Genomic DNA, 10653 nt, shown 5'->3' with positions numbered 1-10653 from the left:
CCGCCCCCCTGTGTCCCTGCTCCTCCGGCCAGCGCTACAAGCAGTGCTGCGCCCCCTTCCACCGAGGCGAGGCGGAGGCGCCCGACGCCGAGCGCCTCATGCGCAGCCGCTACAGCGCCTTCGCCCAGCGCGACGCCGCCTACCTCTGGAAGACGCTCCACCCCGACCACCCGATGAGGGCCCGTCCGGAAGCGGACGTCGTGCGCGAGCTGCGCGCCTTCGCGCAGGCCCACCAGTACCCGGGGCTGGTGGTGCTGGGCCACCAGCCCCCGGACGCGTCGGGGCTCTCCCGCGTCCTCTTCTTCGCCAAGGTGTTCGAGAAGGGAAAGGACCAGTCCTTCGTGGAGCGCTCGGACTTCCGCCACGACGGCACCGGCTGGCGCTACCTGGACGGCGTCCTCAAGCTGCCGCGCGAGCTGAAGGTTCCGCCCGAGTCCCTCACGCTCGACACCTTCCCGGTGGACTGACGGCGCGACCGCGAAAATCCCCTGTCAGGATTTTCGCGGCACTTTCGTCCCTGGAGGTGCTGCCCGGCCGGAGAGGCCCTACACGCTCTGGTAAGGCTCCTTCACGGGAGCTCGCGGTTCGAATCCGCCTTGGCCTGAAACGCCACCCAATCGTGGCTTCTCCACTCGGGCAGCACCTTTTCCTCCCTTCGTCAGCCCTTGGACCGCACGTCCTTGTCGAGCGACGAGAGGTCCGCGTCATCGCCGTCGCCGCCCGGTGCGCCATCCGCGCCCAGCGACACGATGGCCGGCACGCCCCGGTCCAGCGTGTACACGTAGTCATTGCCCCACGGGTCACGCGGCAGCTCGTTGAGGACGCGCTCCTCCACCAGCACGCGCAGCCCTGAGGTCGTGTCGGGCAGCTTTCCCTTCTTCATCGCGTACAGCTGCAGGCCCTGGCCCAATGAGCCGAAGTCCAGCGTCACCCGCTGCCGCTTCGCCTGGCCGAACTGCCCCATCACCGACACGCCCACGGCGGCGGCGATGAGGCCCAGGATGGTGATGACGACCATGATCTCAATCAGCGTCATGCCGCGCTGACGTCGCTGCCTCTTGTCCATGTCTGTCTTTCCGGCACACCGGCGGCGTGAACCGCCGCCAGCGTGTCCCTCACGGAAGGGCCCGGAGCCCTCCGGAATGACTGCGATTGCAATCAGCGGGCCCGCGTCACTCCGCCAGGAGGACGCGGGAGGACTGGTCCGCGTCCGGGCCTTCGCCGTCCGGGATGCCATCACGGCCATGGGACAGGATGACCGGCGTGCCCGCCTCCACGCGGTACACATAGTCATGTCCCCAGGGGTCCACGGGGAGCCGCGCCAGGAGGTGTTCCTCCTCGAGCAGGGAGAGCCCCTCGGAGGGCGGCAGCACGTGTCCCGTGCGCTCCGTGTACAGCGTCAATGCCATCAGGATGTGCCGCATGTCCTGGGCCACCCTCCGTCGCCGTTCCCCTTTCTCCATGTTCAGCATGAACAGCGTCAGCACGGCGTAGCCAAGGAGGACCAGCGCCGCGAAGGACAGCAACCCGCTGTAGGTCTTGAGCCAGGGACGCAGGCCCATTCGGATGGTCATGTCTGTCTTTCTGGCGCGAACGTCATGTGCGACGCGCCACCGTGTCGTGTCACCGCGCGCATCCGGCGCGGAGAAGAGGCACGCGGCCTCACAGGGCCACCGCCGTGCAATCACCACGCCCACCCCACCCCTTGCGCGCGGGCCGCCCTCCGCGATACACGCCCACCTCAATTCGACTTTGCGAATCAATCTCAAATCGGCCAGCCGAAACGGAATTCCGTGAGCGGCCAGCGAGGCGGGTCCATGCGGGGACACAAGGCGATGTGGGGTGCGTGGGTGGCGGCGATGCTGCTGCTCGGAGCGTGCGGTGACGACGAGCCGGCGCCCCAGCCCTCGGGCAACACGGATGCGGGTGTGACCGTGGACGCCGGCACGACGGACGCCGGCACGCAGTTCGCGGCGCCCACGGTGTCCTTCACCTGGCCCACGGAGGGCGCCCAGGTGGAGACGTTCCCGGTGCAGGCACAGGCGGTGGTGCACGCGGAGGGCGGACTCGCGACGCTGACGGCGACGCACAACAGCGGCGCCGCCACGGACATCCCCGTCACGGCGGGCCAGACGGAGCAGCCGGTGACGGTGTCCGTGGACCCGGTGGCCGGTGAGAACACCGTCGTCCTGCGCGCGGTGGACGAAGCAGGCCAGACCGCCGAAGCGACGCTGCACTTCACCTACGCCGCGCCCACCGTCGACACGCAGGCCCCGACGCTGGCGCTCACCAGCCCCACCGAGGGCCGCGACTTCACCGTGTACCAGGTGCGCGTCACGGGCCGGGCCACGGACAACGTCGCGGTCACGGGCCTCACGTGGCAGCTCAACGGCGGCGCGGAGGCAGCCGTCACCGTGACGCCCGACACGGACGGAACGTTCTCCTTCGCGCTCACGCCCGGGCGCGGTGACAACACGCTCGTCCTGCGGGCGCGCGACGAAGCAGGCAACACCACCGAGCAGCAGGCCCACTTCCGCTTCGGCCGGTGGGTGAGCGGCGGCGGCTCGCACTCGGCGCTCGTACGCGATGGCAAGGTGTACGTCTGGGGGAACAACAACCTGGGTCAGCTGGGCGTGGGCCAGCCCGGGCCGGAGCTGGGCTACTCCCCTTCGCCGCTGGCGCTGACGGGGTTGCCCACCGTGGGCGCGGTGGCGTTCGGACAGAACAGCTCGCTCGTGGTCGGGACGGACGGCACGGTGTGGACGTGGGGTGACAACAAGAACGCGCAGCTGGGCCTGGGCGTCCCCGGCTCCGGGACGCAGGACACGGCGACGCGCTGGGCTCCGGAGCGCGTGCCGTCGCTGACGGACGCGGTGACGGCGGTCCGGGGCTACACGCACGTGCTGGTGCTCGCGGAGGACCGGACGGTGTGGGCCTTCGGCGCCAACAACGCGGGGCAGCTCGGTGACGACTCGACGAAGTCCGCCTCCGACGTGCCAGTGAAGGTGGTGGGCCTGACGGACGTCGTCCAGGTGGCCGCGGGCTCGGAGCACTCCGCGGCGCTGCGCGCGGACGGCACGGTGTGGACATGGGGACGCAACAGCTCCGGCAACCTGGGCCTGGGGACGAAGGACAGCGACGCGCACGCGCGGCCCGCGCAGGTGCCGGGCCTCACCGACGTGGTGGACATCGCCGCGGGCAAGGACCACACGCTCGCGCTGCGCGCGAATGGCAGCGTCGTCGCGTGGGGCCTGGGCCTGAATGGACAGCTGGGCCAGGGGCTGAGCGGCGCGGATGGCACCAGCGCCGTGCCGGTGGCGGTGCTGAACCTCACGAACGCCACGGCGGTGGCCGCCAATGGCACCATCAGCTTCGCGCTGCGCGCGGACGGCACCGTCGTGGGCTGGGGCCAGAACTCCACCGGCTCGCTGGGCACGGGCGACAAGGTGTCGCTCTCGTCGCCCTCGACGCCCGTGGTGGGGCTCACGAAGGTGACGACGTTCGGCGTGGGCGCGCTCCACGCAGTGAGCATCCGGAGCGACGGCTCCATCTTCGGCTGGGGATGGAACTTCAAGGGCAGCGTGGGTGGAGGCCCCGCCGCGAAGGAGTCGTGGGCGTACTCGGAGCCCCTCCAGGTGACGCTGCCGTGAGAAGGACCGCGCTCCTGCTGCTGGCGCTGTGCGCGTGCGGAGGGTCCTCCCAGCCGCCCGGGGAGGACCCCATCGTCCCGCCGGCCGACACCGAAGCGCCGGTGTTGCGCATCGACGCGCCCGTCCCCGCGCAGCGGCTGGTCGTGAGCCGCCTGCGCATCACGGGGGACGTAGGAGACGCCACGCGGGTACAGGTGTGGCTGGATGACGGAATCTCCCGGACGCTGTCCGTCGTGGGCTCCACGCTGGCGATGGAGCTGTGGGTGCCTCCGGGTTCGCACGTGCTGCATGTGTCGGCCACGGATGACGCGGGCAACACGGCGACGCAGGACGTGCCGTTCTCCTCGGGACCGGAGCTGGGCGCGGGCCTGAGCCACACGGGCGTGCTGCGGCAGGGGCGCTTCGCGTCGTGGGGCGACAACGGGTCGGGACAGCGCTGCGATGTGACTCCGGACGAGCGTCCCCTCCCGGCGCTCGCGCTGGAGGACCAGCAGCCCATCGGCATGGTGTCCGCCATGGACACGACCGCGTGGATCGGCTCGGACGGGCGCGCGTGGCTGTGCGGCGCGCTGGCGTCCCAGCTCGGCGCGGGTGGCACGGTGGCGGGCAGCGCCCACCGGATCGAAGCAGTGAAGGACGTGGTGGGCGTGGCGCTGGGAACAGGCCACGTGTTGCTGCTCGATGCGAACGGCCAGGTCTGGGCCTTCGGCATCAACGCTCGCGGACAGCTGGGGCTGGGTGAGGAGGGCGACGCGGTGACGAAGCCCACCGCCGTGCCGGACCTCACCGACGTGGTGCAGGTGGTCGCGGGCAGCGAACACTCCGCGGCGCTGCACCGCGACGGCACCGTGTCCGTGTGGGGCTACAACCGGGACGGCGTGCTGGGCACGGGCGAGACAGAGGCGCGCGTGCAGGCCGCTCCTGAGCGCGTGCCGCACCTGGAGCAGGTGGAGCAGCTGGCCTCCGGGCGCAGCCACCTGCTCGCGCTGCTCGCGGACGGAACGGTGCGCGCGTGGGGCACGGGGACATCTGGACAGCTGGGCCACGGTGACGCGGGCTTCGGCGGAGGCCGCGCGCAGCCCACGCCGGTGCTGGAGCTCACGGGGGCCACGGCGGTGGTCGCGGCGAACAACTCCAGCTGGGCCTTGCGTGGGGATGGCACGGCCTGGGCGTGGGGGCTCAACACGACGGGACAGCTTGGCGTGGGAGACACGAGCCAGCGGGTCAAGCCCGCGCGCGTGGCCACGGCCCTGCCGGTCGTGGAGGTCGCGGCGGGAGCACAGCACGCGCTCGCCCGAACACGCGACGACAGCGTGCTCATCTGGGGCAGCAACCTCAGTGGCCAGCTGGGCCTGGGTGAAGGGACACCGTCACATGTCTCCACGCCCCGCGTCGTAGGCTTGCCTTGACCGTCATGCGCTTCGGAATCACGGTCTCCGCCTCTCTCCTTGCCCTGGGGCTCACGTCCTGCGGTGGCAACACGCCCGCGCCGTCTCCGGACGACCCGTCCGTCGAGACACCGGAGGAGATCCCGCTGGAGGTCGCGCCGTTTGATCCGGACGAGCCCCGGTCCGGTGGCACCACCACGGTGTTCCACACGGGGCCCGAAGCCTTCGTGCAGCCCATCGCCAACATCACGGTGGAGCGCAAGTCGCGCTTCCTCCTGGGCGAGGCCAACTTCGAGGTGGACTGGATCCCCGCCCCTGCCAGCCAGCGCGACCGTGACGGCCTGGGCCCGCTCTTCCACGCCACCTCGTGCCTCGCCTGCCACGTCGCCAACGGCCGGGGCGCGCCCGTCACCGGCAACACGAAGGCCCCCGCGTCCCTGCTCGTGCGCCTCTCCGTGCCCGGGACCGGTCCGCACGGCGAGCCCGTGCCGGAGCCCACCTACGGCGACCAGTTCCAGCCCCGCTCCATCGACGGCGTCCCCTCCGAAGGCCAGGTGCAGGTGACCTATGAGTCCCTGCCCGCCATGCCTCTCCAGGGCGCAGCCAGCGTGACGCTCCAGGCCCCGCGCTACACGCTGGTGGAGCTGGGCTACGGCCCGCTCGCGCCCGACGTGCGCCTGTCCCCGCGCATCGCGCAGCCCATGGTGGGCCTGGGACTGCTCGCGGCCATCCCGGACGCGACACTGCTCGCCTGGGCCGACCCCGACGACCGCGATGGCAACGGCATCCGGGGCCGCCCCAACCGCGTCTGGAGCGCGAAGGAAGGCCGCGAGGTGCTCGGCCGCTTCGGCTGGAAGGCCAACCAGCCGGACCTGGAGCACCAGGCCGCGGGCGCGCTGCTGGGCGACATGGGCCTCACCTCCACGCTGTTCCCCCAGACGCCGTGCACCCCCGCGCAGCCGCGGTGCCAGCAGGGCGCCACCGGTGGCGAGCCCGAAGTGGACGCCGCCAACCTCGCCTCTCTCTCCGACTACTCGCACCTCATCGCCGTGCCCGCGCGCCGGGGCGCGGACCGCGAGGACGTGCGCACGGGCAAGGCCGCGTTCCTGCGCGCGGGCTGCGACCGATGCCACCGTCCCGCCACCACCACCAGCGAGCTGCCCGGCTTCCCGGAGCTGTCGCACCAGCGCATCTGGCCGTACACGGACCTGCTGCTGCACGACCTGGGCGAAGCGCTCGCGGACGGACGCGCGGACCACCTCGCCACGGGCAGCGAATGGCGCACCCCGCCCCTCTGGGGCCTGGGCCTCACCGCCACCGTGAATGGACACACGCGCCTGCTCCACGACGGCCGCGCGCGCTCCGTGCTGGAGGCCATCCTCTGGCACGGCGGCGAAGCCAGGGCCTCGCGCGAAGCCGTGCAGCGCATGTCCCCGAAGGAGCGCGCCGCGCTGCTCACGTTCCTGGACTCGCTCTGAGCGGGTTGAAGCGGCCTTGCCTCCAGGCCGCCCTTCGAGACGAGGGAACCTTCCGCTCCAGGACGGGCCCCGCTCGACAGCGCGGGCTTCCAGACATTCGCATCGGTTTCGTCTCGTCCCGCGGGGCAGGTCCGATTCCACCAGTCCGAGGACTCAGGTACCCGTCGCGCCAGCACGACTTTCGGGAATGCCCACCGCCCACCCCACCCAGGGAGTTCCGCGCATGGCCGAGACAATGCAGATCGACTTCAACAAGTTCGAGGGCACCGTCCCCTACAAGAACGTCGACTTCCTTGGCAGGTGCTACGACCTCATCCGCATCAACCCGTTGGACCTGAGCCAACGGACCCGGGACGGTGGCGGTGCGACGACGGAGAGCATCATCCAGATAACCCCGGAGTCCTGCACGCAGCTCACGCCGGACAAGAGCCTCTACATCCCCGCGGGAGCCCTCTACATCCCGGAGTCCCGAGGCGAACGGACGTCCCGCACGCAGACCTGGTTCTCCTCCTTCGACTTCTCGCACGCCTTCGAGCACACCGTCAGCGCGGGCCTGGACATCCCCGGACTGGTGTCGTTCAGCGCCAGCATGACGTACCGGCAGCTCGAGAAGACCAGCGGCTCGAACGAAACCATCGAGACCTTCGTCCAGAGCTACTTCGAGGACTGCTCGCTCCAGCTCAGGGACGACTTCACCCAGAAGCTGCCGCTGAGCAGCCGGTTCACCAGCGCGGTGGAGAAGCTCACGTCGGAATCCGACTGCACCGCGTTCATCAAGACGTTCGGGACGCATTACGCCCACGAGGTCACCTTCGGTGGGCGGATGTACCAGCGCGTCCACATCAAGTCCCAGGAGTACTCCAAGCTCGTGGAGCGGGGCGTCGACATCTCCACCTCCGCGTCCGCCACCTACCAGGGCGTCACAGGCAACACGGGGAGCAGCACCTCCACGTCCTCCAGCTCCGCGTTCAAGCAGTCCAGTGGGCTGACCATCGACAGCATCCAGTGGGTGGGCGGCACGCCCAACACGGACTTCAACGAGTGGGTGAAGAGCATCCGGCAGGACCCCAAGCCGCTTCAGCTCGACTTGAAGCCGCTCTACGAACTCTTCACGGAGGCCCACTTCCCCAAGGTCTCGGACATCCAGAAGAAGAGGAACTGGATGATGAAGGCCGTCGACCTGCACCTCCGGACCGAGGGCTTCACCCGCCCCGACGTCTCCTCGCTGGCGAACAAGGAGTTCTACTTCCGCAGCCGCTGGCGCGCCGACCCCGGCGAGAAACGCGTCAACATGTCCCTGGGCTTCTACGGGGAGGACGTGCAGCTGTACCCGGAGACCAACACGAGCGACCTCGTCCCCTGGAAGCTGATTCCGGTGCCAGGCAAGTCGGACGAGTACTACATCCGCAGCCGCTGGCGCGCGGACCTGGGCGACAGGCGACTGGACTACCACCTGTCCTTCTACGACGAAGCGCTCAAGCTCTACCACCGGGACAACGTGGCGGACCTGGTCCCGTGGAAGTTCATCCCCGTGCCGGGCACGACGGATGAGTTCTACATCCGCAGCCGCTGGCAGGCGGAGAAGGGCGACCGCCGCACGGACAAGTCGCTCGGCTTCTACGGGACCCAGGGCAAGCTCTACGCCAAGGACGACTACTACAACCTCGTTCCCTGGAAGCTGGAGCCCGTGGCGGCCTGAGCCGCACGCATGGACCGGCGCGGCACGAGCCCTCTCGCGCCGCGCTGCTCACGTTCCTGGACTCGCGCTGAGCGCCTGTTCCGGGAGGGAGCGAGTGGAGCCCGGCGAGGATAACCCTCCTGCCAATGCCCTTGGGTCGGTGGCCCTCATCCCCCGAAGGCAGCTGCTGCCGCCGTGCATGCAACCCACGTTGGGCCAGGTCCACCCAACGTCGGGAAACCGCCGTGCGCCAGCATTCCCAGAGAAGTCTTCCCCTTGCTTCCAACTTCCGACCCACGTCCCGTGCCCTGCTGTGCCTGGACCTCCTGGGCCTTGCCGTGCCGGCCTGGGCGGCCACCCCCGTCACCTTCAGGCCTCCTGTGGACTCCGCCGCGGGGGCCGGTCCCCGCGCGGTGGCGGTCGCGGACCTGAACAAGGACGGCACGCCCGACGTCGTCACCGCCAACGCCGTCGAGCGCACCGTCTCCATCCTGACCGGTACGCCCACCGGCCCCTTCACCGCGCGCCAGACCGCGCCCCTGCCCGGGGCCATCACCACCCCCGTCGCCACCGGCGACTTCGACGGCGACGGGAGGCCGGACCTCGTCGTGGCGAAGGAGCAGGCCAACACCGTCTCCCTGTTCCGCGCCGTCCCCCCGCCGCCCCTGAAGGCGGACGCCGCCGTGCAACTCACCGCCCGGCCCATCCTGGGCGTGCTCGTTCCCTTCATCGCCTACGACGTCCGCGTGACGAACAACGGCCCGGATCCGCTCACGTCCACCTCCGTGCGCGCCGCGCTGCCCCCCGGCCTGTCCGCCACCTCCAGCGAGTGCGTGCCTTCCCCGGGCGCCGTCACCTGCGGCTTCGGACCGCTCGCGCCCGGCGCATCCCAGACGCGCTCCTTCCGCGTCCCCCTGAACCTGCTCAGCCTGGGCCTGCCCTACACCGTGCAGGCCAGCCGCGCCGGCGGCGTGCCCGAGGACCCGAATCCGCTCAACGACCAGGCCTCCCGTTCCTGCACCGCCGTGAGCATCCTCCTGGTCCTCTGTCGTTGAGTGTCATGCGGCCCCCGGTGGCCACGGGCCTTCAGCGCCTGCTTCGGCAGGAGCGGGCGGAACCAGGCCGTCCCCGCGCACCTCACGTCGTGAGGTGCGGCAGGGGACGCAGGTGGTAGCGGGCCTCGAAGGCGTTGAAGAGGTCCAGGTACTGCTCCAGGTAGCGCGTGAGCAGGAAGCGGCGGCGCACCGTTTCGTGCGCGTGCTGCCCCAGCTGGTGGCGCAGCTTCGGGCTCCTGAGCAGTTGCACGATGCGCGCGGCGCAATGCTCCACCGAGTCCACCAGGAAGCCGTTGTGCCCGTCTTCAAGCTGGTGGCGGATGCCCCCCACGTTCCCCCCGATGACGGGCGTGCCCTTCCACATCGCCTCCGCCACCGTGAGCCCGAAGCCCTCGCGCAGCGACTTCTGCACCACCACCGCCGCGCGGCGCTGGAGCGCGTTCACCAGCGCCGTGTCCTCGCGGCTGAGGACGATGAGCCGCTCGTCCCGGTGCCGCATCACCTGCTCGTAGACCCGCTGTCCCTCCGGGTCGTCCGACGCCATGTTGCCCAGCAGCACCAGCGTGCACGGCGTCTCCCTGCGCGCGAGCCGCCACGCGGCCACCACGCCCTCCGGGTCCTTCCAATGGTCGAAGCGTGAGACCTGCACCACCAGCGGCAGGTCCGTGGGGATGTGGTGGTGCTGGAGGCGCTCTTCGATCTCCGCCTCGTGCATCTCCCGGTTCTTGATGGAGAACGGATCAATGGCCGGCATGAAGAACAGCTGCGGGATGGACAGCTCGCGCGCGTACTCCGGGATGCTCAGCACCGTCGCGTCGTACTGCTCCACGAACGGCTTGAGGTACGCCCACAGGGACGGCTCCGGATTCGACAGGTCCACGTGGCAGCGCCAGATCCACGGCCCGCGCTTGCGGCTGTGCCGCACGATGGGCAGCGGCTGCGGGTCGTGGATGACGACCCGGTCGTGGTCCAGCCGGTTGCGCACCGCGTTCTCGTAGACGACCTCCTCGTAGATGGTCGCCTTCATCGGCGTCAGGTGGATGTCCGCGCCCTGCAGCGCGTTGTGCATCTTCTTCGTGATGTTGAAGAAGTCCGGCGGCCCCTGGATGGCCCGCCACTCGGTGACCATGCCCACGCTGTTCATCAGCAGCGTCAGCGGTGACAACAGCTCCGCCACCCCGCCGCCGTAGTACGTGGAGTTGACGTGCGCGACGCGCAGGTCCTGCAGCGGCCGCGCCTTCTCCAGGATGCGCTCCACCACCTCCGCGCCCACGTAGCGCTCGTAGTGCTCGACCTGGACGAGGGGGTACGGGTCTCCGGGATTCTTCACCATGCCCTTGGTCTGTGTCCGCACGCTGGCAGGTGCCACCCGCGCCCCCCCATCCGCCCGGACGCCTGCCCGCT

At 70.3% G+C, this 10653-nt stretch carries 9 protein-coding genes; 6 read left to right on the top strand and 3 right to left on the bottom strand.

Translation table 11 applies throughout. The features are described from left to right. The coding region (locus D7X32_RS21615) for a YchJ family protein (protein ID WP_244239125.1) at positions 1 to 467 on the top strand (467 nt) is incomplete at its 5' end. A gap of 191 nt (positions 468 to 658) precedes the next feature. Here the strand turns inward: D7X32_RS21615 and D7X32_RS21610 are convergent. Together D7X32_RS21610 and D7X32_RS21605 are read right to left on the bottom strand one after the other, a co-directional pair. Further along, positions 659 to 1066 (bottom strand): type II secretion system protein GspG, encoded by a 408-nt coding sequence (locus D7X32_RS21610; RefSeq protein WP_120604460.1) that lies wholly within the window; start codon positions 1064 to 1066, stop codon positions 659 to 661. 106 nt (positions 1067 to 1172) lie between these two features. Continuing rightward, positions 1173 to 1574: a type II secretion system protein GspG gene (locus D7X32_RS21605; protein ID WP_120604459.1), complete on the bottom strand. Its 402-nt coding sequence runs from the start codon at positions 1572 to 1574 to the stop codon at positions 1173 to 1175. A 243-nt stretch (positions 1575 to 1817) separates the two neighbouring features. On the opposite strand from D7X32_RS21605, the gene D7X32_RS21600 reads away from it, so the two are divergent. The 5 genes from D7X32_RS21600 to D7X32_RS21580 all read left to right on the top strand — a co-directional run bounded on the left by D7X32_RS21600 (position 1818) and on the right by D7X32_RS21580 (position 9249). After that, positions 1818 to 3650 carry an RCC1 domain-containing protein gene (locus tag D7X32_RS21600; protein WP_120604458.1) on the top strand — a complete coding sequence of 611 codons (1833 nt, stop codon included), beginning with the start codon at positions 1818 to 1820 and terminating at the stop codon, positions 3648 to 3650. Then, positions 3647 to 5059, top strand: a complete 1413-nt coding sequence (locus D7X32_RS21595; RefSeq protein WP_158625729.1) for an RCC1 domain-containing protein — start codon at positions 3647 to 3649, stop codon at positions 5057 to 5059. The genes D7X32_RS21600 and D7X32_RS21595 overlap by 4 nt, the downstream gene beginning before the upstream one ends. A 5-nt stretch (positions 5060 to 5064) precedes the next feature. Continuing rightward, positions 5065 to 6516, top strand: a complete 1452-nt coding sequence (locus D7X32_RS21590; RefSeq protein WP_120604456.1) for a di-heme oxidoreductase family protein — start codon at positions 5065 to 5067, stop codon at positions 6514 to 6516. Positions 6517 to 6739: 223 nt separating this feature from the next. After that, positions 6740 to 8215: an MAC/perforin domain-containing protein gene (locus D7X32_RS21585; RefSeq protein WP_244239124.1), complete on the top strand. Its 1476-nt coding sequence runs from the start codon at positions 6740 to 6742 to the stop codon at positions 8213 to 8215. A 224-nt stretch (positions 8216 to 8439) separates the two neighbouring features. Further along, positions 8440 to 9249, top strand: coding sequence for an FG-GAP-like repeat-containing protein (locus D7X32_RS21580; RefSeq protein WP_158625728.1), 810 nt, complete (start codon positions 8440 to 8442; stop codon positions 9247 to 9249). An 82-nt stretch (positions 9250 to 9331) separates the two neighbouring features. Here D7X32_RS21580 and D7X32_RS21575 read toward each other — a convergent pair whose 3' ends face one another. Next, complete coding sequence (locus D7X32_RS21575) at positions 9332 to 10603, bottom strand: glycosyltransferase (RefSeq protein ID WP_244239123.1); 1272 nt, start codon at positions 10601 to 10603, stop codon at positions 9332 to 9334. Between the last annotated feature and the right edge of the window lie 50 nt (positions 10604 to 10653).

Origin of the sequence: Corallococcus carmarthensis (assembly GCF_003611695.1) — a bacterium.
GTDB lineage: Bacteria > Myxococcota > Myxococcia > Myxococcales > Myxococcaceae > Corallococcus > Corallococcus carmarthensis.
Note: the sequence above shows the minus strand (reverse complement) of the source record. Positions and strands in the feature narration are given on the sequence as shown.

What these genes read in the sequence shown, in the direction of transcription:
- D7X32_RS21605 (WP_120604459.1), bottom strand. Translation starts at nt 1,574, where the DNA reads ATGACCATCCGAATGGGCCTGCGTCCCTGGCTCAAGACCTACAGCGGG.
- D7X32_RS21600 (WP_120604458.1), top strand. Translation starts at nt 1,818, where the DNA reads ATGCGGGGACACAAGGCGATGTGGGGTGCGTGGGTGGCGGCGATGCTG.
- D7X32_RS21585 (WP_244239124.1), top strand. Translation starts at nt 6,740, where the DNA reads ATGGCCGAGACAATGCAGATCGACTTCAACAAGTTCGAGGGCACCGTC.
- D7X32_RS21590 (WP_120604456.1), top strand. Translation starts at nt 5,065, where the DNA reads ATGCGCTTCGGAATCACGGTCTCCGCCTCTCTCCTTGCCCTGGGGCTC.
- D7X32_RS21610 (WP_120604460.1), bottom strand. Translation starts at nt 1,066, where the DNA reads ATGGACAAGAGGCAGCGACGTCAGCGCGGCATGACGCTGATTGAGATC.